The sequence below is a fragment of the Paenibacillus sp. FSL L8-0470 genome, assembly GCF_038008625.1.
Taxonomy (GTDB): Bacteria; Bacillota; Bacilli; order Paenibacillales; family Paenibacillaceae; genus Paenibacillus_AQ.
This window is the reverse complement of the sequence record NZ_JBBOZM010000001.1, coordinates 2,452,848-2,477,851: the sequence shown is the minus strand read 5'-3', so window position 1 is coordinate 2,477,851 and position 25,004 is coordinate 2,452,848. Positions and strand designations below refer to the sequence as shown.

Genomic DNA, 25,004 nt, shown 5'->3' with positions numbered 1-25,004 from the left:
ACATTCATAGAATTTTTCTATGTTATCGTTTAGCTAGCAGACGAGGGAGTGAATAGAAATGAACCTGAATTTGATTAAGCTGCAGATCGTAGAACTGCTCTATAAACACAGGAAAATCACGACAGTAGCCGAAGAACTGGGACTGAAGCAGCCTACAGTGACTTATCATTTGAAGAATTTGGAGCAGCAGCTCGGGGAGAAGCTTTTTGAGTCGAAAATGGATAAAATGATCCTAACGGAAAGCGGCAAGGCGTTTCTTCATTATGCTGTCAAAATCAATGCACTGGCCGCAGAGGCCGAGCGGGTAGTGAAGGAATTCAGTAATGCAGGCCGCGGCACGCTCAAAATCGGTGCAAGCTATGTGCCGGCCACATATATTCTCCCCCAAATCCTGGGCCAGTTCGGAGAGCAGCATCCGGGGACAACGATTTCGCTATCGGTTAAGCCCTCCCCCGTAATTAAAGAGATGCTGGTGAATCATGAAATTGATCTGGGCATATTGTCCACGGAATCCTTTTATGTGCCGACTCTGCACAGCCAGTCCTTATGCGAGGATGAGCTTGTACTGGTGTTCGCCCCCACGCATGAATTTGCAGCTCAGACCAGGCTTAGTCCGTCCGAGATTGCATCGGCCCATTTTATTCTGCATGATATGGAATCGAGCACACGCCAGTTGACCAACAAGTGGTTTGAACGATCCGGCGTAACGCCAAGAGCCCATATCCTGCTCGATTCACTGGAGGCGATCAAGCAATCGCTTATGGACGGCAGACATGTGTCTTTTATTTCGCGGCTTGCCGTGGAAGATGAGGTGGCGAGGGGGAAATTAATGATGCGGACTATTCCGGACTACAATTTTCAGCGGCATATCTTCTACTCCTATAATCGCGACCGCCACTACTCCCCGCTGATTGGGTTATTCATAGACCTGATACGGTACGATCAACATCTGAAACCGAGACAAGCAGAAAGCGAATCGAACATCGTGATTAGAGATAGAGTTATTGAGGGCAAGGGATTGCCCCCTCCCGCTCCACGGCCTTCACCAGCTGAAAAACGTGTACTTACCCGGTCACGCGGGCAACAAAAAAAACGGCATTTCTGCCGTTTGGGAATGACTGTTCAAAGCTCAGCTTACTTACGAAGCTTTCTTGCCATACGCATATAACTTATATCCCCATACATATATCGTTCCGTCCTTGCCAATGATGACCGGAGACCGTGCGTCTGTGTTACTGGGCAAGCTCCAGTTGATCTTTTTAGTCTTCATATTGATGGAGCTGATGTAATTGCCATCGTATAGACTATCATAGCCGCTATATACAATATTCTGGCTGCTGTCAAGGGTGAGGCCAGGTACGGAATACGGATAAAAGCGGTAGACCTTGCCTTTGACAGTCGGCTGAAAACTCCAGAGCAGCTTGCCGGCAGGACTATACACATGCTGTGCAAAAACAATATGCCCATCCCTGCTGATGGAAGCCGGAATCTGGTTGCCGATATGGCCCGCTTCTACGCTGAGGGTCTTGGTGATCTTCCCGGCGGTATTGATAATATACAAGTTGTTGTCCCCGCCATAGGGTTCACCGCTCACATAGAAATTGTTGTTGTAATAGACAGGAGCATACGGACTAATGCCTTTATACTTCGTGCTGGACAACAATTCCCCCTGCTTGCTGATCTTTAAAAATTGGGCATCCGTGAATTCGGGCTTCATCGCTCTTGAACTATAAGGTCTCATGAATCCCTTGGATATCGACAAGTATACGTTGTCCTTCACAATTAGAGGAGCAGAGAAATATACCGGGACCGTCTCCGTGTCCGAAACCATTGTGTTGTTGAACTTGGTTTCACCACTCGCATTCATGCCGATCAGTTTCACATGTTCCGTATATCTCTTCGATCCGCTTGCTTGAGTAAAGTACGATAGCGCAAGCGCCACATAGCCGTCATCACCTACGGTGATATTGCCGAGTCTCATTACATATTCGTATGTATTTTCCCAAAGCAGTTCTCCGGCGATAGAGTATTTGGATACAATCGCCGTTCTATCGTTCAGCCTTGAAGAATCAGTCAGCTCCCGGCCGTCGAGCGAGCTTGATACGATCAGAAACTTATCGTTGGACAGGTTGAGTGTATTCGCCTCTACGCCCTTTATTTCCTTGGACCAGAGGATCTCGCCGCTTGCCCGAAGTGACGTTAATTTCACTACCCGCGCTCCTTCGGACAGAACATACAAAATACCTGCTGAATCAACAACCACCTGCTTAATTTCTCCTGTGAACGGAACCGCCCACTTCAACTCCGGCTTGGCTAACGGTGCAGCATAACTGGATTGCCGGGGCCCATTATCACCCGGATAGACGGAATTCGCAGCCGCTCCCACCCCGGGAATCCAGCTACCCATTAAAAACATGAACAATATTGAACATAAAACAGCCTTTTTCAATCCCATTTCCCCCATAACACATTAGATCTCTATGCGAAACATACTTCATCTGTCAAACTCTGGTTGCATAGGAAGTTGTAATAATAGGCTCAGTATACCAAATTGTAACAGGGTTGCCAGCCTTCCTGCAGAAATCCCCCCGGAGTACACCGCCACAGCCATGCGCTCCAGAAGCTGGTTAGAAAGTTCCTGTCAGTGATCAGCGGCTGGATGCTACACTGGCTTCTATTCGAAGATAGCTATGATCCCTTCCGCCACTGGCTTCCACAGGCGCGGGTACTCCTGATTTATCAGTCCCCTCACTTGCTCCGCCTGAATGCTGCTGAAATGATCCTGTTCGACTAGGATCGTGTACGCCCCCTTGGCCACGTCGCCGATCGCAATATGTCCGCTTGCATAACCCCCGATGGCGATCCGCGAAGCAATCGCACAGCCGCCGAGCGAGAACATTCCGATGGACAGCCCGCCGATGGCGAAGATCCCAACGGCAAGACCCCCAATAGCGATAATTCCTGCGGCCAGTCCGCCAATGGCCAGAAGAAAACCGAGAGCCAGCCCGGCAATGCTCATCATCCCCCCTGCAAGTGCGCCGAAGCATAGGCCGCCAAGCGAGAGGATTCCGACTGACAAACCGCCAACGGCAATATTCCCAATAGCCAGAACTCCCTTGGCGACATAAATTCCGCGTCCGACATTAATATGCACCAGGGGAATCCCGAACAACGTTCGTTTGCTCTTGTATTCATAATGATACTTTGCAGTAACATCAGAGTGGAAATTCCCAGCATCGAGTGGCAGGACTGCTTCCTGATTACCCGAAACTTCTTTGACCATATGGTCCATACTTACACCAAAGAACTCGCTTAAGGCAATCATCTTATCCATTTCCGGATACGACTGACCCGATTCCCACTTAGATACGGCTTGCCGCGACACACCGATAACCTCCGCCAAATTTTCTTGGGACATCCCCCTTTGTTTTCTGTAGCCTTGCAGTTTATCCGCAAAATCCATCATCATCACCTCAAACTTATCGTATTAAACCGTCATGTTCCTGACTACCAAGCGACGTTAACAATCTGTCAACCACAGGTTGCATATGTTCGGAAACACGGTTTTAAAGCATTTGACGGATTCCTTGAGCTACGACATCGGGCCGTTCGATATGAATATTATGTCCGCTGTCTTCCACAACGACCAGTTCGCCCTGGTCAGACAACTGGGACATTTCTTCAGCTACATCCAATAAACAGCTCGTTATTTTATCGGCGATCCCTGCCGGTACTTTCTCTAAATGCTCCACTTTTCCACTTTTTAGTACAAGCAAGGGCATTCCTGGCGGAAGACCTTTTTTTCGGACTGCATCATAGCCAAGCTGTAAATTTTTGAATTCCTGATATACTGCCAATCCTGTCGCTCTCTGTGGGGTCATTAGTCTCATCCGTAGAGATATTGACTCAGGGAAATGCTTCAACAGAGCTTCAAAATCCTTCAGCTTGTTCCGCTGCAGTAGCCATTTCAGGATACCTGCTCTAGTCAACCAATACAGCATCCGAAACATCAATATTCCCGACTTTTGCCCCTTCACATGTTCTCTTGGGAACCGGTCTGTCAGCTCATCTTCGTGACTAGCATCAACAAGCACGATGCCAGCCAGATTTTCCGGATACCGCTCCGCATAAAGACGCGCATTTACACCACCATAGGAATGGCCCACATAGATAAAAGGCTGTCGAACTCCTGCTGCCTGAAGCAGCTCGTGCAAGTCTTCAACAGCTTGCTCATTGTTTCTAGGAACGGATCCCTTCTCACTCCAACCATACCCCGCCCGATCGTAAACAACAGTCTGTGCAAATGGCGCTACTTTCTCCTCAACTAGTGACCATGTATCCGAATAAGATCCGTAGCCGCAGCCATGATCGAAAACAACGGTCTTACCTCCCGGTAACCCATTTATTCTGATATGCATTTGTTTGCCTTTAACCCGAATTAACTTTCCTGGCGGTGGGATCAACTTCGTCTTCAACATCAGCACTCCTTTGCTGAACCGATGATAACATGAATGCATTTGGATTTCCGTGACAAAAAATAGTTCTGTACCTTATCACCAAAAACCGCCAAACACTTAAACGTGCTTGGCGGAATATCGGTGCGTACAGCTCTGCTGTCCGTTTGGAATTCACTCTACTGCGCTTGCGCTGCAAGTGGAAACGGCTTTGCCGTCCCCAAAAGGACGGTATCCGTTTCAGCGAGAAATAGAAGGATAATTTATAGCGTGAAACATATAAATTCTTATCTTTCAAAATAATCTGCTGCCGCAGACAGATAATAAGCAAGCCCGGTCTGCTGGCCTTCAAGCATCTGCAAATGAAAGTCATCCCCGAGGAAAAAGCGGTTCTGCAGTGCAAAATCCTGTGCTGAAACCGGATGCCCCTGCCCCTTCAAAAACCCAAGATGGCTTTCGATTAACTGTGTGATGGCCGCATCACTGTGCTTCACTCCTGAACGCAGAGCTTCCGCCATCGCCTTCATAAAAGCTGCTGCCTCCGCCGCCATCTCATTCATCCCCTGAAGATCAACGGGAGCCGCACCAAGCAATTCAAAATCATATGTTTCTTTCAAATGCTCATACTGTGGCTGCATGGCCTCCGCCCACTCTTCCTCACTCTCAAAACCTGTAAACAGCTCTTTATCCTCCATTTGTTCTCCCTTCTTTCTGCTCATAATAGATTTCTTTAGTGTTCCAAGCATACTTTCCAGCCTTTGCTTGCGGAGAAGCAGAAGCTTCTCCTGCTCTACAAGAATCGTTAGTCTATCCGGCTCATCTTCCAGCAGCTGCTTGATTTGCTCCAGCGTAAGATCCAATTCCCTGTATAAAAGAATCTGCTGCAGCCGTTCCAGCTCCTCCGTCCCATACAAACGGTACCCCGCTTCACTGATCTCACACGGCATCAGCAAGCCGATTTTGTGATAGTGATGCAGAGTTTTGACGGTTACCTTGGATAGTGCGGCTGTCTCCTTTACGCTATAAAGCAACTGAACCCGCTCCTTTCAAAACTTAGTTTAGGGCCTCCTCTAAGGGGAGAGTCAATACCACACATCCAAATTAATTAAAGGTCTCCGAACATTATTTTTTTGTTTTTTTGATGCTCCAGCGTATATAATATAGTCCATATGGTAGAGAAAGGATGTTGATGGTTTCATGAAATTTACAGAATACCCTTATGAACGCCCCGACGCAAACAAGTTCAAGCTGGAGTTCACGGCGCTGCTAAAAGGTCTCGAAGCGGATAACTGGGAGGAACAAAAGGCCGCAATCCTTGCGCTGAACAAACTCCGCAGTTCTTTTGAAACCATGACAACCCTCGTCTACATCCGGCATTCCATCAACACTGAGGATGAATTCTACAAGGCAGAACAGGATTACGTAGATGAGATCAGCCCCATTGTCCAGGAATACATAACTGAATACTACAAAGCGCTCGTAAACTCCAAATTCAGAGCTGAAATTGAAAAGGAATGGAGCCCGCAGCTTCTCCAGCTGGCTGAAATTTCTCTCCGGATCTTCAGCCCGGAAATTATTGAGGATCTGCAGCTGGAGAACAAGCTCTCCACCGAATACTCCCAGGTGATCGCTTCCGCCAAGATCCTGTTCGATGGGGAAGAACGCACCTTGTCCCAATTGACACCGTTTGAAACGGCAACAGACCGCGATACGCGCAAACGTGCATATCTGGCCAAAAATGAATTTATGGCCGCACATGAGGCCGAATTCGACCGTATTTACGACGAGCTCGTTAAGGTTCGTGCCCGCATAGCCAAGAAGCTGGGTTACGCCAGCTTTGTAGAACTCGGTTATGACCGGATGATGCGAACCGATTATAACGCCGGGATGGTGGCCAATTTCCGTAAGCAGGTGCTGGAGCATATCGTTCCTGTCTCCCTGAAGCTGAAGCAGCGCCAAGCCGAGCGTCTGGGTCTGGATGCCCTGAAGTATTACGATGAAGGCTTTAACTTCAATACAGGCAATGCTGAACCCAAAGGCGATCCCGAGTGGATTGTCGCAAATGGTGCAAAGATGTACAAAGAGCTTTCTCCGGAAACGGATGAATTCTTTACTTTTATGAAGAACAACGAGCTCATGGATCTGACAAGTAAAAAAGGCAAGCAATTCGGCGGATACTGTACCTATCTGAGCCAGTATCAAGCCCCGTTCATTTTCTCCAATTTCAACGGAACGGCAGGAGATATTGATGTGCTGACCCATGAAGTGGGCCATGCCTTCCAGGTCTATTCAAGCCGTAATATGCTGCTGCCTGAATATGAGTTCCCAACTTCGGAGGCGGCGGAAATTCACTCGATGAGCATGGAGTTTTTTGCCTGGCCGTGGATGGACCTGTTCTTTGAGCAGGATGCCGACAAATACCGCTTCAATCATTTGGCGTCTGGATTGGAGTTCATTCCCTATGGTGTTTCTGTGGATGAATTCCAGCATTTTGTCTATGAGAATCCAGAGGCCACACCGCTTGAGCGCAAGCAGGCCTGGCGGGCAATTGAGAAGAAATATTTGCCGCACCGCGATTATGACGGCAACACTTATCTGGAACAAGGCGGGTTCTGGCATAAGCAAGGACATATCTTCCGCTCACCGTTCTATTATATCGACTATACGCTAGCCCAGCTCTGTGCTTTCCAGTTCTGGAAACGTTCAAATGAAGATTTCAAATCTGCCTGGAGCGATTATTTGCGCCTCTGTGAGGCCGGTGGAAGCCAATCTTTTGTCCAATTGGCCCAGCTTGCCGGTCTGATCTCACCCTTCGAGGATGGCTGCGTCAGCTCCGTCATCGGAGAGATTGAAGGCTGGTTAAATTCCATTGACGATAAAGCACTGTAACTGATAAAGCTGCAACACAAAAAGCAATTCCTCCAGGTTGGGGGAGTTGCTTTTTCCGCTTTTCCCTAAGTTTCTCCAACTTGACGGACTGCCATAAATTAGTAAGATAGAATGACTGCGGAGTTTCGCTTACCCCTGCTTCAATATTCCGTAAATATAACTCGCGAGGTGAAAGCCATGATGGCCGGGCCGGATAAAAACAAGCTGTACCCCAATGAGAATATTAAAACTGTATGCTATATCCGTAATCTTCCAGCTAGGGCAAATGTAGAAATCGGTGACTATACCTACTACAGTGACAATAACAACAGCCCGGAGCATTTCTACGAACACATTCTGCACCATTATGAATTTTTGGGCGACAAACTGATCATCGGCAAATTCTGCGCCATTGCAGAAGGTGTTACGTTCATTATGAACGGTGCCAATCACCGCATGGATGGACTGACAAGCTATCCCTTTAATATTTTTGGCGGCGGCTGGGAAAAGGTGACACCTACGCTGGACCAGCTTCCTTTTAAAGGGAATACCGTAATTGGCAACGATGTCTGGATCGGCCAGCAGGTTACAGTTATGCCGGGTATCACGATTGGGGACGGTGCCATTATCGCTTCCAATTCAACCGTAACAAAAAATGTAGAGCCTTATTCCATTGTCGGCGGTAATCCCGCCAGTTTAATTCGAAAACGCTTCAGTGATAAGCTGATCGGGCTGCTGTCCAAAGTGCAGTGGTGGAACTGGGATGAGCACAAGCTGTTTCAACATCTAGAGCTGCTGGTATCGGGCTGTGACGAAGAAGAACTTCAAAGGCTGCTACAGGAAGGTTAATTGCGAAAAGGGGGGATCAGAATGCACGAGGAGTCAGTTTCGCTGGATTCTTATGAAGAAATGGCAGAATACTATCTCAACGATGTGGACAAAAAACCTTATAATGCTTACTATGAACGGCCGCCCTCTAAATGCGATTATGTCCGCTGTACTTCACGCTGGCTTTATACTCGAAGAGCTGCTGGAGCCTATGCCGACGGAAGAATTCAAGCAAGCGCTGCCTCAGTCATATGAGAAGCTGCTGCGCAAACCGCAATTTTTATTTATCCGGGCAAGAAAATCCTCCGAACGCTAATGCCATTATTTCTTGTGAAGGCTTGGGGATTAACCACCTGTGTGGTTGTCCCCCCTTGGCCTTCCCCTCAATTCCACTTCTACACTTTCCGTTTTGCGATTGCCCGGTAATTGTCGGTCACGGCGACAGGTATACTTCCTTTAAGATAAAAGCGGTCTCCCACTTTCCACGTGTGGCTGCCCTTGTTTTCTCTGCGCATATAGACATAGTTATACGGGGATGTGGCATAGGTACGATACCCTTTGGCGCTGCATCTGCGTAAAAAAGCAACATCTTCCCCCAGCGAACGATCCGAAAAACGCACCTGCCTCGTCACTTGTCTGCTGAACAGCAGCGTTCCCCCCTGCACAAAATCCGCAGCTTTATTCTTTTCTCTGGGCGATCTGATGATGAGCCGTTTGGTGCCTGACAGATACACAAGACAAGCATGTTTTCCGACGATATCACTTTTGGTGCGCTTGAGCGCATTCATCTGCTCCTTCAAATAGTACGGGGAGTAGTAATCATCATCATCAAACTTGGCGATAAACGGGAACCGGGCTTTAGCAATCCCACAGTTTAGACATTGTCCTAGCGAAGTTTTTTCGGGTACCTTATACAGCGAGATATTGGGATAGGCGCGTATTTTACTTTGATACTGCTTCAGATTCATGCTGTTTCTGTTAAGTATAATGATTAATTCTTTCGTTTTGTATTGCTGACTTCTGAAGCTGCCTAACAGATTATCAAAAAATTGCGGGCGGTTGGTGCACACGATGATTGAAACGCCGTATGGATCAGCTGCTTTTCCCAAGGCCGTTCTCCCCTCTCCTGTCATCCATTCAACATATGAGCAGGAGCAAACTGCGGTTCGGGCTTATAGTCAGCCAATTACCTCTGCGGCGATTACGTGCTTCCCTGTACCGCTAAACACTCTGAAATATGTACTGCAAATTACAAAAGCAACCCCGCCCGATGGCAGGGTTGCTTTTGTATGGTTTCATGCTTTTCACATTTTAGTCCAATCCATGCTCTTTACGGATATTGTACATGCCTGTAATTAGCAGCTCAGACGGATCACGGTTCAGCTGCAAATGGGTTAGCAAGAAATGTAGCGGAATCGCGCAAACGTTAGGGCCATCCGTAATGGCCGGGAATCCGGCTTCCAGGACAGGTCCATGCTCCGGGTTCAAGGCGAGCCCCGCATGGATTTGCTCAGGAGCAAATTCTTCACGAATAGCTTCGATGCATTGCGGAACCAACACGTTGTCGATGACCGCTTTTGCTTCTTCCTCGTTTGCAGGCGGTTTGGGAAGATCCTTGCCTCCTGGAGTCTTCATCAGCTCGTGGAAGAAAGAGGCCATCCAGATCGCAGGATCATTACCCGACTGAAATCTTGCGATCAGCTCGCGAAGGAAAAACCCGCAGAAATAGTCATTGTTCGACGCATCCTTAACACGGTACACAAACACCGCACCGTAAGCCTCCAGCTGCGACACTTGTCCTTCCACTTCATTAAAGCTCATTTTCAAAGCTACGAGGCCGTTATGATGAACAGCGTTCAGAAGCTCGGACCAATTCTCGGCAGACATATTCTCTTGATTGCCTTCTAGTTCCTCGTTTGTTGGTTCATTCGTTGTCTCATTATTCATTGTCCAATTCACCCCGCTTCCTATCATACCATTCAGCAGCTTGAGAGACTATCTGTACCGATTAAGAGCACGGCTTGTTTTCAAAATTGTCACTTATAAGCTTACCCGTCCTCCTGCTGCTAAAGGTCCTGTTTATTCTGTTATTTTCTTCAATTTCGATGGGTTGTTGATCTTATACTTTACAGGATGCTGGGTGAGCTTCTTAGCAACCACCTTTGCTTCAAAAGAAACTTTATCCCCGACCGCAAGTTCAAGTTTCTTCAATGTGGCGCTGTGGCTGGACCAAACTTCCCCAAGCTCCAGCTCGTAGCCTTCTATTGCTACCTCATCATAGATGATGACCTCATCATCATTATCTGAAAAGTGGTTGGGCACGGTGGTAAACTCTTTGACTGTAGCGGACATTTGCAGTTTCTCTTCAGGCAGTTCAAGCGCTGCTTTCTTTTTCGCTTTCTCCTGTTTCTTCAAGGGTTCCTGCGGTTTTTCCTCAGTCTTCACACCGGCGGCCGGCGGAAGCGTTGTTGGTTCGATTGTGGTTGGTTCGATTGCCGCTGGTTCAATTACGGTTTCTTCACTTACCGCTTCATTGCCAGCTTCATCCGCTCCCTCTGTCACCTCGACTTCAGCAGCTGCTGCTGATTTTTGTCCAAAACCGGAGGTCTGCATCTCCTTTAAATAAGCAGGGTGAATGCAGTGCTGCTGCTTATTCTCAAACTGTATCACTACAGTCATACTATCGACGTACCCCACAATTTCACAAGGCAGCGTGATGCCGTTTCTCTTGTACAGAAAGGTCTTCACCCGTGTTGCTGTACTCGACAAGAGATTCCATTCCTTGCATTTGTTTATCAATTCATCTTCACTGTCAAATTCCTGCAGCTCTATAGGTCCAATTGCGAACGAATAGGTCATCTAAATTCTCACCTCTCCAATCAGTGTAACTTATTATCCCACATTTCCAGGGTCAGCTCAAAACGGATGGCTCCGCGATAGCCGATCCCCCTGCAACACAGGTATCAGAAAACGATAATTAGTTCATTGACGGGTGGTAAAATATAACTTATTATCACCGGGTAAACTGGCATCAGCTTTCTTCAAACTGTTACCCGTTTAGTATAAATCCCTTAAAGGAGAGAATGTATGCTAAATCCACAATTATATTTGAATGGTGATTGCTGCAAAGCTATCGAACTTTATCAAAAGGCTTTTAACGCCACTACAGATTCCATCATGTATGATCCCGACAAGGAGCCCCAGAAATTTGTCATTCACGCGGAAATGCATATTCTCGGCCAAAGGGTTATGTTCAGCGACTACGGCGGCAACAAAGAACATTCATCCGATTCTATCTTAGAGCTGGTCGCTACCTTTGATAACGAAACAGTTCTGCGGGAGGCCTATCAGATCATGAAGGATGAAAGCACCACAATTACGCCCATAGGTCCGGTATTCTTTAGTCCATGTATGGTCCAATTTGTGGACAAATTTGGCGTTCGATGGTGTTTTATGGTGTAAGCTCCAAAACTCTCTCTATTCTTCCTTGATAATAACATTAAAGTTGACGATAAGAATAAGGTACTATAAATTAATAAGAGAGGAAAATTAAACCTCATTTAAAGTACATATTTAAAATAAACCAAGCAATGAATTAGGAGGATTTAATATTTATGCACATTTCAAAAAAAGCATTCGTTTCTACCATTCTGGCAAGCGGATTGTTGTTCGGGGCTGCCGGTGTCTACGCTGCTGACGGGATTTCTTTAGTCAAAGCTTACCTGAATAGCACAATTAAGTTTACTGTAGATGGAGCTTCCTGGACTCCTAAAGATGCTAGTGGAAACAAAATCTCCCCTCTGGTCTACAACGGATCTACCTATCTTCCCGCCAAAGCCGTCGGTGAAGCGCTGAATGCGGAAGTCCTCTGGAACAGCGGCAGCAACACCGTTGTCATTTCAACCACTGGTGGCGCCAATGCCGGTATCCCTTATAATGATGCTGCTCCTAGCACACCAGCAGCCAGTGCTCCAGCAGCCAGCGCTCCGGCAGCCAGTGCACCTGCAACTCAGACGGTCAGCACACCGGCTGGTTTGATTACATTGCCTGCGAATCATGATCTCAAAGCCTCAGGTGAAAAAAATAAATCCATAGCGGCAGCTTTTATCAAAGCCTATGGCAATGCCTTGACCTCTGGATCAACTGCCGAATTCGATGCTATGGTGGATAAATATTTGATCGATGATGTAAATGACTATGACATGGGCTACAAAAAAAGAACGAAGGATAACTTCGCCAAAACAGTTCAATCAGACATCAAAGTCAATGAAAAAGATATTATTACGAAATATGCAGCCATTTTAAAAAGTGCATCTGCCAACGATGTAACGTTAGACACGGACTACTCTAATAAAGGTGATTCTTATACTACTTTGGCTTATGAAATAGACTTGCCCGGTTTCTTCATCTCTAAGTTCAGTGTCTTTATGGAATTTGAACTAGACAAGAAGACCAACATGTATTACCTCAAAGCCGTCAATATGTAATTTTGCATTATAGTCCATTGAGCGGGGACACCCTCTAGCAAATAATTGGAGACACTATGGTTGTCCGATTTATTTCTAGGGGGGGTTTCCGCCTTTTTTAGGATCTGGGAATACGAAATCCGAGATCGTCAATGAAAAACGTAGGGTGACTGCGGCGGGGCAGGTTGCTCCACAACCTCTGACTCCACTTCCGATCTATCTTTTACTTCAGCGTGCTTAACTTTTGAATCGCTTGTTGTTCGGTTGGCATGAATAAGAAGTCATTCCCATGGTTACATTCATAGATGAAATCTTTAAGGCTTTGGCTGTTATACACGGAAAAATCACCAACCAGCGCAAGCTTCACTTGATAATTAATGAACTTCTGCAGGATCTCGCCAGCCAGGCGTGTTTTCAAGTCGAAAAAGCTGTCGCTTACATTGGATTGGTTCAGAACGATACGGTCACAGTCCGTTTCATATCGTACGGTAGCTATAAAATCCAGCGCTGACTGCACATCCCCAATTAATACATCGCTGCTGCTCACAACAGCAATATCTACGCCACCTGCTTCTACCTTTGCTACATTCATAATTGTCCTCCTAAGATTGCATATTCAATGCTTGGTGAACCTTCTGACATACTCCTCGCAAATGTACCGGTTGTCTTCGCTGCGGCTTGGCGGTATGTCCGCTACTCTGAAGAAGCTTAGTCCTACTACCATAGCCAGCAGCCCATAGGCAGCGCTTTGCGCATCCTCTACAGTCATTTGTCCCGCCTTGTTGCCGTAATCAAAGATCTTTGCGATGCATGGACATCAGCCAGATAACTGCTGGACACAACTTCCTGTAAATTACGGTCCAAGACAGCTTTCGAAAAAAACTGAATAAACAGCCTGCCTTGAGCTGAATACGGAATATGCATCTTTTCAATTCCATCCAGCTGCGATACATTAATCTGCTCTCCCGTGTCATTACGGGCTGGCGGTAAGATATACTTCAGTGTAACATCGAGCATATCCCTGGCTGTCATGGTGTTTGCAATTTCCGCTTCGATCGTCAGGTATGATAACCTCAGCCCGGCGAGTGGGTTCCATCCCTAGTTTGGGCATATGTTCTCCTTGCTTGTTTTATTTATACTGAACAGTCGGAATAAATAAAATGTACTTAATGATTTAGCATTTTGTCAAACCCTGGGGGGGATCATGAGTTAACTATTCAGCTGGACATATAGAAAGAGACCGCAATCCCAAGGAATGCGGTCTCTTTCCTAAGCCTGCGGTCATTGATCAATTATTTTTTTATCGCATGGAGATAATGAATCGTCTCAAAAGCAGACAAATAATCCGTCCGGTGACTGAAGAAACGGTCATTGATCTCAGCCGGTGATAGATGCTCGTAGATTAGTAAGCCTGCGCTCTCCAGCAGCTTCTCCATTTCCGCATACGCGAAGCCTGATTTCATAGGCTCTCCGGCTACCGAAGCCATTTTCACCATATTTTCTACTCTATTAGAACTCCCTTTTTCTTCAAACAGTCTGTCGTCTGCATAATCAAGGACTATTGAGCTGCCTGACGGGACGTTGGCAAATAAATGATGGATCAGGTTCGAAATTTCCTCTTTCGTTAAATAATAAGAAACTCCCAAGAGACTAAAGAACGTTTTTGTGCTGTCAAATCCCGCCTCTATCAGATGCTGATAAGAAAACTGTTTAGTAAAATCCATAGGAACAAAATGAAGATTAATAGGGATCGTTAAATTAGCTTCTTCCAACCTCTTCCTCTTCAACTCCTGTGTAGCCGGATGATCCAGTTCGAAGATTTCCACTTTGTTTTCCAATTCTGGATGCCGGAAACAAAAGGTATCTAGCCCGGCTCCAAGGATAACATACTGTTTTAATCCGAGTATCGCTTCATTCAGGAATACTTGTTCACAGTATGCTGCCCGTGCTAAAGGCGTTGGAGAAAGCTGGACTTGTGTAATCCATTTTAAAATTTCATCCGGGTCCTCTTGATATTTTTGAGCAATCTCCTGGTTAAAAAAGGATATGCCTTGGATCATATTCTCGCTGATGTCTGCAAATTCTTTGGCCGTAATTAAATCTTTGGCAATAAAATCATCGAAAATTTTGGGTGTGTCATATTTACTATGATAGGCTCGACCAAATGCTGAGATTAAGGAAGTTACACTGGACTCATTTGTCTTCATACAATCACCCTCCGCATAAACAAAAATAAGACTCCCCCTGGCCAGGAGAATCTTATTATAAACGTTAAATTCGGATATGTAAATTATAGCATAAATAAATTATTTTGTCAATGATAAATTTGATCATCCAAGTTTTAAGTTCAATCTATCTAGCAAATTTGATTATTGATAAAGAATATCACTAAATACGGCAACAATGCCCATGTATAACTCCGTAAGTATAGTACTATCTGAATCCTTGTTATGAGCAGCTTGACTTACACCTGTTGTGTAAAGGTAGAACAATTGATACGCCAAAGGTTTAGATATTTCATGTCTTCCTTTAGTGAATTTTCTTAGTGCCTCTAAAAAACCCAGTAGCTCTCTTATACTTTCTTCCGGCAACTCCCTATTCGTTCTTATATACAGAAGAATATTTAATATGAGAGTTGATATTTCCTTTTCTAATTGAATTTCATCACTCATAGAATCCACCCCACTTTCCAGTCATTTCAGCCGCGTACTCTTCCTCCATTGGTACATACACATTATCTAGGCATAGAATATATTAAAAATCCCTTATCGATTTGTGCGTATGTTTATACTGATTACTTGTCCTATATTTCCAATAATACCCTTTACAAAACACTTTGCAGGAACTGGAATCAACTCACCTCCGTTCAGCGTGGATTTGATCATTCTTTGTTTTGCCAAGTCATAAACAGTCACAAGAAAACCGTTCAGGAAAACCGCGGATCTACTGCCGTCATCACTCCAATGAATTTCAATAGCCTCACTATCTAATTGGAGATGGCCAGAATAACTGAATAAAACATCATTACACTGCTGTACCAAAGTAATCTCGTTCTCAACTGAAGACAATACAGTCCTCACTTCGGAACGGGTGTCTTCGACCTCGATAGCCCATTTCTCACCAGGAGACATCTCCATCTTAAGTATTCGTCCAGGTAAAACCGATGTATTCAAATCCATCCTCATATTGGACACTATAATGTTCATCAAAATTTCCATGGCGTTTATAGCTCTGTCGTTTACAAATATCTCATTGTTCTCTATCCTGATCCTTATAGACCCGGTTACTTGTGCATCTCCACTCAAGGAGTAACCTTTGGGCCCAAAGACCTTTTGAACCAAATAAACCAGCCATTCCACAATATTTACCGTTTGTTCACTGGAGGTCCATATGATTTGCTTACGATCTTTGGTTGGTTTCCAATGCAACCAGAGGTCCGGTTGACAACTGGGCGGAGCATTATAATCAACAACGGATGGATCTACGCTCTGTCCAGACTCTGGAAAATCTAATGGATTATAATAAAATTCGCCGTCAACCCCCATATCTTTATCTGGAACCATACTAGAAAGTATCTTGACATCTCTTTTCATTCTTCTTGTTTTTGCAAGGCCTTCCACTAAATGATAGGTCTCTTCATCCAGTTGCCGGTCAACGTTTATAGCTATCTTCACCATACTTCCCCTCCCATTCGAATAGAACAGCACCCTGAATTCATTTGTGGTTATAAAAAATTCAATGTACTGAAATATTTCGTCCTACGCCTACTGCTTTGTTTTGAATTTGGTGCAATAGACTGCTAAGGCTCTATTCACAGTCAAGGAATTCTGAGTAATTTGGCAAAAATGAACATTACACTAAAACTTCAAATGTAATCTGTCTACAATAAAAACTAAATATATTATTTTCATATTCATCAACTTGTTTCATGTACTCCTCGTAGGCTTCCTGAATTTTCTGCCTACATATACGTTCCCATAATTCTTTGAATTCAACTTCCATATTTTCATCTTTGTCAACAGGGAACATTTCGCCTCCTAATCCAATCCATGCTTTTGAGTCGGGTACTACCCCAAATTCTCCTGAGTAAGCAAGTTCATGCGGAGCATACGTATAACTAACATTCGGACAATTCTCAGATAAACAATGATATCCAGGGTTACCTATTCTATCTTTTCAACACAAAGAAGGTCGAGAAGTATTGTTTTCACAATATACTTCTAAAAGAACATGCCTAAGTTTCATTGAAACACCTCAATTATAATAATCATTGTGGGCTGTTATAACTTCTACCCCAGTTCATTCGGCACTGGGTGGGGGAAAAGAAAGACCTTGAGAATTGTCGCCCCAAGGTCGGTTATTATAGTAGTTCTATTTCGATATCAAATTACTTGCCCCTTAATGCTTCAAAAAATGCTTTTCCACAGTTCATAGGTTCAGTAATGCAATTATAGGGCAGAGAGTACATTTCGTAAAACCTCCGCTTTTTTTGCTCAAACGCTTTCTGACTCCTTCTTATTTGAAAGTCGTTTGTTAAGTCTATTTCCTCTTTCAGGCGCATATCAATAGTTTTCATTCGTAGCTGCTCATTCAAAACCTTGCAAATAAATACAGCCACTTCAAATGTTTCTTCATTGCTAGTTACCGCAAAACGTACCGAAATTTCCTCTATACCTTCCTTTTCAACTAATCCGGCGTTTATTTCGATCTCAACAATAGTTTTAACATCTGAATAAACATAATAACATTCCGCCTTTTTCCTTACTGTTATATCGGGTGGCACATATGCTCGAATCCCTTTTATAGATAAAATAGCTTCAACTGCTTTGGAAAAAGGGGTTCTTTTCCCTCCCACATAGTCAACAATATCATCTTCAATAGTAACTTGGGAGTCATGTGGAACTAATAACAAGTTGTATGATTCTAAACCCATTACAATCACCTTCCGTAATAATAATCATTAAGCAACTGATCTGGAGTTTTCTTATAAATGTCTCTGAGTTGCTGCTCTGTTAACATTTTAACTGGTACATTCTCAATGCCTGCTTGCCTTGCAGCTTTAGCCCTATGATGTCCATTTACAATAAAGTTTTTACCATTCATTTGATATATCTCTATTGGGTCGCCAACCCATCCGTTCTTTTTCATATTCTCAGTAATGTCTTTTAGATTCTTCTTTGATATTGCATCGCCCGTTCCCTCTAAATCCCAGACTCTCATTACATCACAACCAGTATTATGAACCCAAATCCCCAAATCACTTACAAAATAGGTATGGAAATTAGCAACCGTAAAGTTGTATACCTTAACTGGGTTATCATGCTTGACTATCTTGATATTGTCAATCATTAAGATATTTCCGTTGCTTTGCTGTAGCTTATCCCCAGCCTGCAAGTCAGCCGCAAGCACCCAACCTTTTCCTTCAACCCAGAAAGGATGATTGTCGGTTGTCTCAATGACCTGGTTGCCTATTGTAAGTTCATAGATGATTTCCTTGTCATTTCGATACAGATGTTTGACTTCCTTATAAGCCTGCTCTCCACTCTCTTCATCCTTGGAAAGAACCTTATCTCCGACCTCAATGTCTTCGATATTTTTCTCCCCTTCGTCTGTTTGAACCTTAGTACCCGCTACAAAGCAATTACATCCAGATGAAGATTTGCTCTTCGTCTTATTCTGGTTGCCTACACTGCCACGCATACTGACGTTTGTAGCAAATCCCATCGCCATAGCTGCGACATACTCTGCCTCTACTGATTCATAATACGCTCGTATTAACTCTTCTCTCGCCCAGCCTGCATTACCGGCACTGTTCGTGTAGGCACTTGTTCCCGTTAACAATCCATATAAGTAATTGTACTGGTTTTTCTTCATGAAAGAAGCAAAGTTGTAGTGATTCCATATGAAATCCTTGTACACCTGATAATTCTTATTGGTTGTACTGAATTTAGATTTCACCCTAGCTTCATCCACTATGATTCTTAGCTGCTTGACATTATAGGGTTCCCATGCCATATTCCCGCTAGGATCTGTATACCTCAACGGATTATTCTCCACATACGTATACAAATTAAAACTCAGCGGATCATCCAGTTCCCCTTCATACGTATCCTCACTAATAAACCGGCCAATACGAGAGTCAAAATCCCGCGCCTGCGCATGGGAATAGCTGCTGTAGTAATCATAGCCCAGGCTGGTGTAGCCGAACAAGTTGTCTGGACCGGACCAGTTCAGGTCGAATTTCTCCGGGTTTTCGGCTACGCCGAATTCGTCGTAACGGTACCGTGTTGACACGCTGCCGTCCTGGCCTTCCAGGCCAATCACGCTGCCCTGTGCATCACTCAGATAATAGAGTGTCTTCGGCGCTGTAGCCGCCGCTCCTGCACCACTGGCTCCATCAGCCGGTTCCCAATCGTTGCTCTCGTCTCCGCTGACCAAATAACTCATGCTGATCCGTTCTTCACCGGCTCCGTAGACGTAGGACTGCTTCCAGTTCTGGCCGTCAGCTCCGGTTGCCATAAGAGGCTGTGGAATGCTCATGGTGATGTCATTGGTAAAATAAATATCAATCTGCCGCTTCTTGTATTGCGGCTCCCAGCCATCCCGGTTCCCGGCAGGATTGCTTGAGAGATAGGCATCCTGAATTGCACCGTCACCAATGGTGGTCCGCATGGAGACCCGGTTCCCGTCACCGTCATACTTGTATGTGGTGATATCGCCGTACGCGTTGGTATTCCCGATCAGCCGGTTCGATGCATCCCAGCAGTTGCTCTCCAGCACCTGAGGGCCTGCAGCCTGTGCAACCTTCAGCAGCGCGTCAGGATTCAGGACTTTATCTGCCCCATATACCTCTTCCGTGACACCAGATTCAAGCTCTGCTTCCGGAAGACCGGATAATGAAGCTCCTTCAGCATCGGTTGGAATCGTTCCTACTGGACTTGAAGATGGAGTTGGAATCGATGACAGCGGATCTAACAGCTCCGACAATGCATCTGTATTGGTAACTGCATTTGCATTTGTATTTACGTCTGCGTCTAAGTCTGTGTTCCCGCCTGCTTCCAATCCTTTTACTTCCTTATCCGAATAGACACTTTCCGGCACTGTAACCTTCTGCGCATTGGCCTTCGCCGTGAACAAGCTCAAAACCGTTTCGCTGTCGATCCCGCTGACTTCCAGCAAATTGCCGCGCTTATCGTAGGCGTAGTCCTTGTAGTCGCTGCCTTTTTCGTAATGGGTCAGCTTGTTGGCCGCATCGTAGGTGTAGCTCTCCAAGGTGGCAATTCCGGATTCAGTTGTTTCTTTGCCCAGACGATTGCCTACGGTGTCGTAGGAATAGACGACTTTGGAACCATTCTGCTTCTGCACTTCAACCAGTTGGTTCAGCGCATCGTACGCATAATCCGAGATGTCTGCCGGTCGCTGTGTGCCGGCCGGATTATCCTCATCGCTGCCGCCTTCCTGGCGTTCTGTGCGTATTTTGTTCCCTGCCGGATCGTAGACATAGGTCAGCTGCTCCAAAAGCGCGCCGCCCGGTGCCTGATGCTTCATCTCCAGCAGTTGTCCAACCCCGTCATAGGTATAAGTGCTTTGACCGTTGTTCGGCAGCAGCTTCTCCGTCAGCCGGCCGCCTGCATCGTACTGATAGCTGGTCGTCTGGTTCTGCGCATCCGTTACCTGCTTGATGCGGCCCAGCTTATCGTACGCATAGTTGACCACTGAGTTATCCGGATAGATCACTCTGCTGCGCTGTCCGGTTGCGGTCCATTCATAACGCACGTTATTGCCGTCCGGATCAATGACCGACGTTGGCCGGTTAAGTGCGTCATAGGTATATCTTGTGTTTCCGGTACTGTCCGTCATCATCTCACGGCGTCCCGCGAGGTCATATTTGTAATTTACAGTAAGATCGTTACCGTACTTAATCTGCTCCACTTGATTGCCTTTATTATAAGCATACACGGTTGTATTATTGTCCGGTTCAGTAACCTTCTGCAGGTTGCCGTTCTTATCATAAGCAAGGCTGGTCTTCTCCTGCAGCGGATTCACTGATTCAATCACCCGGTTTAGTGCATCGTATTGATAAGAAGTCACTGCTCCCAGGGCATTGGTTTTGTCCAGCAAGTTGCCGGAGGCGTCATAATTGTAATGGGTGGTGCTGCCCTCCGCATTCTTCACATCTGTTAACCGGCCCAGCGGATCATACGTAAAAGCAGTTTCACGCTGATTCGCATCCACGATCTTCTCTACATTGCCTTGAGCATCATAAGCATATGAGGTTTCGTACCCGAGCGCGTTGCGTACCTGTGTACTGCGCCCCAAATCATCGTATTCGTAGGTGGTCTTCTGGCCTGCCGCATCGGTGAACCCGGTCATTAGTCCGCGTGCATTGCGGGTTACGACCGTTTCCTCATTCAGCGGATTGATTGTCCCTGCATCCAGACCTCTGCTGTCGTATTTGGTCTTCCAGATGGAATGATTAGGGTCGATGACGGCAATCTGATTGCCGTTCTTGTCGTACTGGTATTCCGTTACCCCACGTAGCGCATCTGTTACCTTCACCAGTTGTCCCAGTGCATTGTAGTCATAATAGGTGCTATTGCCCAGCGCATCCGTCTCTTTGATGGTATTGCCAGCGGCATCATAACGGTAACTCGTCTTGGCATCGAGCGGATCGGTCACACTCAGCAGTTCATTGCGTTTACTGTAGGTATAGGAGGTGAGGTTACCCTTAGCATCCTTCCGGGTGAGCATATTTCCGTTATCATCGTAGGTATAAGTGCTCTTCCCGCCTTCAGCATCGGTAACTTCCTTTACTTGTCCGATACTGTCGTAGCTGTAAGCCGTTGTCTCACCCGCCTTATCTTTTTGCTCTATCACGCGGCCAAGCGCATCATACGTATTGCTGGTACTATGCTCAAGTCCGTCCTTCGTGCCGCTTAACCGGTATACCTGATAAGAGCTGACGGTCTTTGTCCCGGCTTCATCCGTTTGCTCTTCCACATTGCCATTTGCGTCAAAAGTGACCGTGCTCGTCTGGCCAAGTGCGTCGGTAATGGAAACGGCACGGTCCTTCTTGTCATATTCGACACCTTGCAGCTTGCCCTCGGCATCCGCCACTTGGGTGGTGCGGTGCAGGGTATCACGCTCAATCACTGTCGTATATCCGCTCGGGTCCTTAATTTCCTGTGCGAACCCGGCAGCATCATTGATATATGCTGTGGTATGCCCTTCGGCATCGGTTACGGAGACCGGAACCCCTGCACTGTCTCTGACAATGCTGACAGTGCTGCCGAGGGCATCCGTACTTGTGACAAGATTGCCTGCGGTATCATAATCGTAGGTGGAAGGGTTACCGAGGGCATCGATCTTCTCAACCGCACGGTTCAAGGCGTTATAACGTGTGAGGGTGGAAGTACCATTCTCATCTGTCAGCTGAGTAACATTGCCGCGCTCGTCATATGCCAATTTTTCTTTATTACCGTTAGCATCTGTGATCGCGGTTACCCGGTCACTGCTGTCATAGCTGTATTTAACGATCGAGCCATTCGCCGCTTGCCGCTGAACGACTTGAAAATTATTGTTCCAAACATAAGCAGTATCTTGATGAAGCGCGTTGGTCCACGTTGTTTTATTCGCAGTAGTGGCGATGGAAGAAGCCAATCCGGCAGCACTCACCGTTCTGGCATTCCCGGAATTCACATCACTTGCCCCGCTCTCCGAATAGGTCAAAATGGTCTTGCCTGCTCCCACTCCCGTATGAACAACAGGAGTCTGGTTCGGAGTCATGTCTCCGCCAAGGACGAATAGACCGCCCGTCTGCACATTCAGATTATTGTTAACATTGACGTTGTCACGAACGAACAGATCGCCGCCGGACACGGTTAGATTCGCCGTCTGGTTGTTGGATACGATCCCGCCAACGACCATCTCCTGCGCGATGTTCATTTCCACCCTAGTGTTGATGGACAAGTCTCCGGCAATCCATATCCGCTGCGCATCAATGGTCAGACCGCCGCTGTTATAGGTCAAGCTGCCCGTTTGCAGCGTATCCCCCACAGTTACGGAAGAATCATTGTTGAGATGAATCGTTCCGCCGGACCACAGATTGCCGTACAAACCTTGAACCTTCTGCACATCCAGTGCAAGCTTGGTATTGGCATTAAGTCCCTGCTTCAGAATCAGCGTACCGTACACACGCACGGTAATATCCCGGTTCGTATTCATACCATCCACGATCAGCACCACAGGCTTGTTCGGCGACCCGAATGTTACGCTTTCTTCAAGATTTAAATGACCCGAACTGACAACTGCCGGGGATGTACTGCTGGCCGCAATTGCACTTTGGATGGCAGCAATCCCGCCTGGAGCGGCAACCGCAGAAGTAATGAAGCCATCCCGTTTGTTCTCGATGGCTCCGATGCTGCCCGCCAAATAGTCAGCGATGAGCGGCTTCAGCCCGGCAACCTGCCGGTATGCAGGTGCATGGGCAAGATTATGCATCGTACCGGACAAAATCACTTCATCCGAGTCCGGAATATCCCGTCCGTTTGCAGGATTTATCCCAGTCTCGCCGCCATCAGACACCTCTCCCCGAACTACTGGAGCTACGCGCCCTTCATAGCTGGATGAACTTGTCTGCCCGTAAAAATCGGTAAAGCCGGTCACGCGTTGATGGTCATCATAGGTCACACTCATCGTGGCGGTCCCTTTGGCATCCGTAACACTAAGCACATGGTGCTTGTTATCATAGGTAAGCTTGGTTATAGCTCCATCCACATCAGTAATCGAGGTCAGGTCCCCAGTGGCCGGGTGATAATGAAATGACATTTGGCGGCCGGTTGGATCACTTGCAGTCATCAGCTTTCCTGCTCCGTCGTAGCTTAAGCTCAGAGAAGCCCCGGCTGTACTGACCGTTGCCAGCTTCGTACCCTGATAAGCAAAAGTGATCTTATTCCCGTTCAAATCCGTAATGGACTGCAGCAGCCCCTCTGCATTGAACCGGTAGAGATCGCCTTGAGGTGATGATAGAGTATACGCCCCTGCTGACGGAGCACTCAGCGTCCAGTCCGTGCCGCGCGGTTTCAGATACTCTCCTCCCGACAAAGGTACGTACTCAAAACGCGAGCCATCCGGGCTCATCACTTCTACCTTGCCGTCTTCTACCGCAGTCAGCTTCCATTCATAGCTGTGATGCCACCCTAATCCACTTACACCTGTAAAAGGGTCACGGCTTAAATAGTTCAGGCCGAATTGCAGCGGCATCAACGCCTGCAGCGAGATTGAATCACTGGAGTAGACAAAATCTCCCCGGGCCGGATCAACCGGTGCCTGTCCGGACGGGTTCACAATCCGCAGCCGATCCTGAAGGGCCGCTTCCGTAAACTGCGGCAGATCCCCGCTGTTTATAGCCCGGCTGGTTTGCGGATTGGCCAAAAGAATGGAGGTCAGGCCGCTGATTGCTCCCGCAGAGGTTGCAGACTGATTCAATACTGCAATGTCCTGAGCCTTCTCCTGCATGGCCTGAACAGTATCCAGCTTATAATAATAGGCTGCCAGCGCCTCCCAGCTGAGTGAAAAAGCAGGCATAGGCGCACGCAGCACTGCGAGCGGCTCCGAAACTCCAGAGTACTTACCTTCCTCTTTCGCTCTTGCCGTGATATGCACGGCTTTGCCCAGCGTTAGCCCGATCTGTTCACTCCATTGTCCTGCGCTGTTGGCAGCAATATTAGAGTACAGCCGTTTTTCCCCACTGGACGGATAATAAAGTTCCACTTCCAGCTGGGCCCCTGGTTCAGCAGTTCCTGAAACCACAGATTGTCCTGCAGCAGCAGGTTTGATCTGCAAAGCTGCCGGAGGAGGCAATTCATCGCCCCCAAGGATTTCAAAGCTGGCGATCTGCCCGTAGTACACGCCAACACCGTTATACTCGGCAGGGGAGATACAGATGTTGTAACGCCCTTCATCCAGCGGTACACCGCCGATTTTCCCGTCCCATTCATACTCATGAACGATATATTGGCCGTTCAGCTTCGTTGGATATTCACCGCTCTTAATCAGATCCCCGAGGAGCGGGGACGATCCGTCCCGCTGCGGAGTACAGAGGCTGATATTCGTTTTATGATACTCCTGACCGTTGTCGGCCGCGTTGAAGCTAAAGGAGATTTTAACCGATTTTCCCGATTCCGGGTTAAGTTCACTGGGTTCAATCCGCATATTGGTAGCTGCATAGGCCGGAGAGATGAGCTTATCCAGACCTGGAAGGATGGGAATATAAGAAATGACCAACAGCAAAGCAAGCATGAGGTTAAAACGCGCCTTCAAGCTGCCGCCGCGCCACTTCCTTTTGAGCGCTCCGAATTTCATGATTTGATCTCCTATCCGTTGTAAG

General features: G+C 46.6%; 19 protein-coding genes and 3 pseudogenes. 6 read left to right on the top strand and 16 right to left on the bottom strand.

From position 1 onward, the window contains the following. Window positions 1-58: 58 nt before the first annotated feature. Window positions 59-934 (top strand): annotated as a pseudogene (locus NST99_RS11130) (LysR family transcriptional regulator); the annotation flags it as partial. Window positions 935-1,138: 204 nt separating this feature from the next. On the opposite strand, the gene NST99_RS11125 reads toward NST99_RS11130, so the two are convergent. The 4 genes from NST99_RS11125 to NST99_RS11110 form a co-directional block, all read right to left on the bottom strand. After that, window positions 1,139-2,407, bottom strand: coding sequence for a hypothetical protein (locus NST99_RS11125; protein ID WP_341091632.1), 1,269 nt, complete (start codon window positions 2,405-2,407; stop codon window positions 1,139-1,141). 267 nt (window positions 2,408-2,674) lie between these two features. After that, a complete protein-coding gene (locus NST99_RS11120; RefSeq protein ID WP_341091630.1) occupies window positions 2,675-3,463 on the bottom strand; it encodes a helix-turn-helix domain-containing protein in 789 nt (262 codons plus the stop codon). Window positions 3,464-3,566: 103 nt separating this feature from the next. Further along, on the bottom strand, window positions 3,567-4,475 hold the full coding sequence (locus NST99_RS11115; protein ID WP_341091627.1) for an alpha/beta fold hydrolase: 909 nt from the start codon (window positions 4,473-4,475) through the stop codon (window positions 3,567-3,569). Window positions 4,476-4,741: 266 nt separating this feature from the next. After that, window positions 4,742-5,485, bottom strand: a complete 744-nt coding sequence (locus NST99_RS11110) for a MerR family transcriptional regulator (RefSeq protein WP_341091626.1) — start codon at window positions 5,483-5,485, stop codon at window positions 4,742-4,744. A gap of 166 nt (window positions 5,486-5,651) precedes the next feature. On the opposite strand from NST99_RS11110, the gene NST99_RS11105 reads away from it, so the two are divergent. The 3 genes from NST99_RS11105 to NST99_RS11095 all read left to right on the top strand — a co-directional run bounded on the left by NST99_RS11105 (window position 5,652) and on the right by NST99_RS11095 (window position 8,466). Beyond that, window positions 5,652-7,343, top strand: a complete 1,692-nt coding sequence (locus NST99_RS11105) for a M3 family oligoendopeptidase (RefSeq protein WP_341091624.1) — start codon at window positions 5,652-5,654, stop codon at window positions 7,341-7,343. 177 nt (window positions 7,344-7,520) lie between these two features. Next, window positions 7,521-8,171, top strand: coding sequence for a Vat family streptogramin A O-acetyltransferase (locus NST99_RS11100; protein ID WP_341097616.1), 651 nt, complete (start codon window positions 7,521-7,523; stop codon window positions 8,169-8,171). 103 nt (window positions 8,172-8,274) lie between these two features. Further along, window positions 8,275-8,466, top strand: a complete 192-nt coding sequence (locus NST99_RS11095; protein WP_341091623.1) for a hypothetical protein — start codon at window positions 8,275-8,277, stop codon at window positions 8,464-8,466. A gap of 79 nt (window positions 8,467-8,545) precedes the next feature. Here NST99_RS11095 and NST99_RS11090 read toward each other — a convergent pair whose 3' ends face one another. The 3 genes from NST99_RS11090 to NST99_RS11080 all read right to left on the bottom strand — a co-directional run bounded on the left by NST99_RS11090 (window position 8,546) and on the right by NST99_RS11080 (window position 11,009). Then, a complete protein-coding gene (locus tag NST99_RS11090) occupies window positions 8,546-9,259 on the bottom strand; it encodes a glycosyltransferase family 2 protein (RefSeq protein WP_341091621.1) in 714 nt (237 codons plus the stop codon). Between the two features lie 202 nt (window positions 9,260-9,461). Then, on the bottom strand, window positions 9,462-10,097 hold the full coding sequence (locus NST99_RS11085) for a hypothetical protein (RefSeq protein WP_341091620.1): 636 nt from the start codon (window positions 10,095-10,097) through the stop codon (window positions 9,462-9,464). A gap of 132 nt (window positions 10,098-10,229) precedes the next feature. Continuing rightward, a complete protein-coding gene (locus NST99_RS11080; protein WP_341091618.1) occupies window positions 10,230-11,009 on the bottom strand; it encodes a hypothetical protein in 780 nt (259 codons plus the stop codon). Window positions 11,010-11,237: 228 nt separating this feature from the next. Between NST99_RS11080 and NST99_RS11075 the strand changes: the two genes are divergently transcribed. After that, window positions 11,238-11,612, top strand: coding sequence for a VOC family protein (locus NST99_RS11075; protein ID WP_038589217.1), 375 nt, complete (start codon window positions 11,238-11,240; stop codon window positions 11,610-11,612). A 152-nt stretch (window positions 11,613-11,764) separates the two neighbouring features. Beyond that, the gene (locus NST99_RS11070) at window positions 11,765-12,637 is read left to right on the top strand and encodes a stalk domain-containing protein (protein ID WP_341091617.1); all 873 of its coding nucleotides are present in this window, start codon (window positions 11,765-11,767) and stop codon (window positions 12,635-12,637) included. 97 nt (window positions 12,638-12,734) lie between these two features. Here the strand turns inward: NST99_RS11070 and NST99_RS11065 are convergent. The 9 genes and pseudogenes from NST99_RS11065 to NST99_RS11025 form a co-directional block, all read right to left on the bottom strand. Next, window positions 12,735-12,817 (bottom strand): annotated as a pseudogene (locus tag NST99_RS11065) (formylglycine-generating enzyme family protein); the annotation flags it as partial. A 22-nt stretch (window positions 12,818-12,839) separates the two neighbouring features. After that, window positions 12,840-13,208, bottom strand: a complete 369-nt coding sequence (locus tag NST99_RS11060; RefSeq protein ID WP_341091616.1) for a DUF4180 domain-containing protein — start codon at window positions 13,206-13,208, stop codon at window positions 12,840-12,842. Window positions 13,209-13,232: 24 nt separating this feature from the next. Next, window positions 13,233-13,678: pseudogene (locus NST99_RS11055) on the bottom strand (TetR/AcrR family transcriptional regulator); the annotation flags it as partial. Between the two features lie 230 nt (window positions 13,679-13,908). After that, a complete protein-coding gene (locus tag NST99_RS11050) occupies window positions 13,909-14,823 on the bottom strand; it encodes a class I SAM-dependent methyltransferase (protein WP_341091615.1) in 915 nt (304 codons plus the stop codon). Between the two features lie 162 nt (window positions 14,824-14,985). After that, complete coding sequence (locus NST99_RS11045; RefSeq protein ID WP_341091613.1) at window positions 14,986-15,288, bottom strand: hypothetical protein; 303 nt, start codon at window positions 15,286-15,288, stop codon at window positions 14,986-14,988. A 93-nt stretch (window positions 15,289-15,381) separates the two neighbouring features. After that, window positions 15,382-16,293 (bottom strand): hypothetical protein, encoded by a 912-nt coding sequence (locus NST99_RS11040; RefSeq protein WP_341091610.1) that lies wholly within the window; start codon window positions 16,291-16,293, stop codon window positions 15,382-15,384. A gap of 175 nt (window positions 16,294-16,468) precedes the next feature. Then, on the bottom strand, window positions 16,469-16,645 hold the full coding sequence (locus NST99_RS11035; RefSeq protein ID WP_341091609.1) for a hypothetical protein: 177 nt from the start codon (window positions 16,643-16,645) through the stop codon (window positions 16,469-16,471). Between the two features lie 358 nt (window positions 16,646-17,003). After that, entirely contained in the window at window positions 17,004-17,549 is a 546-nt protein-coding gene (locus tag NST99_RS11030; RefSeq protein ID WP_038589198.1) for a hypothetical protein, read from the bottom strand. 5 nt (window positions 17,550-17,554) lie between these two features. Next, window positions 17,555-24,979 carry a polymorphic toxin-type HINT domain-containing protein gene (locus NST99_RS11025; RefSeq protein ID WP_341091607.1) on the bottom strand — a complete coding sequence of 2,475 codons (7,425 nt, stop codon included), beginning with the start codon at window positions 24,977-24,979 and terminating at the stop codon, window positions 17,555-17,557. Window positions 24,980-25,004 lie beyond the last annotated feature (25 nt).

Coding starts and splice junctions, on each gene's coding strand:
- NST99_RS11125 (WP_341091632.1), bottom strand. CDS start 2,407: ATGGGTAGCTGGATTCCCGGGGTGGGAGCGGCTGCGAATTCCGTCTAT.
- NST99_RS11120 (WP_341091630.1), bottom strand. CDS start 3,463: ATGGATTTTGCGGATAAACTGCAAGGCTACAGAAAACAAAGGGGGATG.
- NST99_RS11105 (WP_341091624.1), top strand. CDS start 5,652: ATGAAATTTACAGAATACCCTTATGAACGCCCCGACGCAAACAAGTTC.
- NST99_RS11100 (WP_341097616.1), top strand. CDS start 7,521: ATGATGGCCGGGCCGGATAAAAACAAGCTGTACCCCAATGAGAATATT.
- NST99_RS11095 (WP_341091623.1), top strand. CDS start 8,275: ATGCTTACTATGAACGGCCGCCCTCTAAATGCGATTATGTCCGCTGTA.
- NST99_RS11085 (WP_341091620.1), bottom strand. CDS start 10,097: ATGAATAATGAGACAACGAATGAACCAACAAACGAGGAACTAGAAGGC.
- NST99_RS11080 (WP_341091618.1), bottom strand. CDS start 11,009: ATGACCTATTCGTTCGCAATTGGACCTATAGAGCTGCAGGAATTTGAC.
- NST99_RS11075 (WP_038589217.1), top strand. CDS start 11,238: ATGCTAAATCCACAATTATATTTGAATGGTGATTGCTGCAAAGCTATC.
- NST99_RS11070 (WP_341091617.1), top strand. CDS start 11,765: ATGCACATTTCAAAAAAAGCATTCGTTTCTACCATTCTGGCAAGCGGA.
- NST99_RS11060 (WP_341091616.1), bottom strand. CDS start 13,208: ATGAATGTAGCAAAGGTAGAAGCAGGTGGCGTAGATATTGCTGTTGTG.
- NST99_RS11050 (WP_341091615.1), bottom strand. CDS start 14,823: ATGAAGACAAATGAGTCCAGTGTAACTTCCTTAATCTCAGCATTTGGT.
- NST99_RS11045 (WP_341091613.1), bottom strand. CDS start 15,288: ATGAGTGATGAAATTCAATTAGAAAAGGAAATATCAACTCTCATATTA.
- NST99_RS11040 (WP_341091610.1), bottom strand. CDS start 16,293: ATGGTGAAGATAGCTATAAACGTTGACCGGCAACTGGATGAAGAGACC.
- NST99_RS11035 (WP_341091609.1), bottom strand. CDS start 16,645: ATGTTCCCTGTTGACAAAGATGAAAATATGGAAGTTGAATTCAAAGAA.
- NST99_RS11030 (WP_038589198.1), bottom strand. CDS start 17,549: ATGGGTTTAGAATCATACAACTTGTTATTAGTTCCACATGACTCCCAA.
- NST99_RS11025 (WP_341091607.1), bottom strand. CDS start 24,979: ATGAAATTCGGAGCGCTCAAAAGGAAGTGGCGCGGCGGCAGCTTGAAG.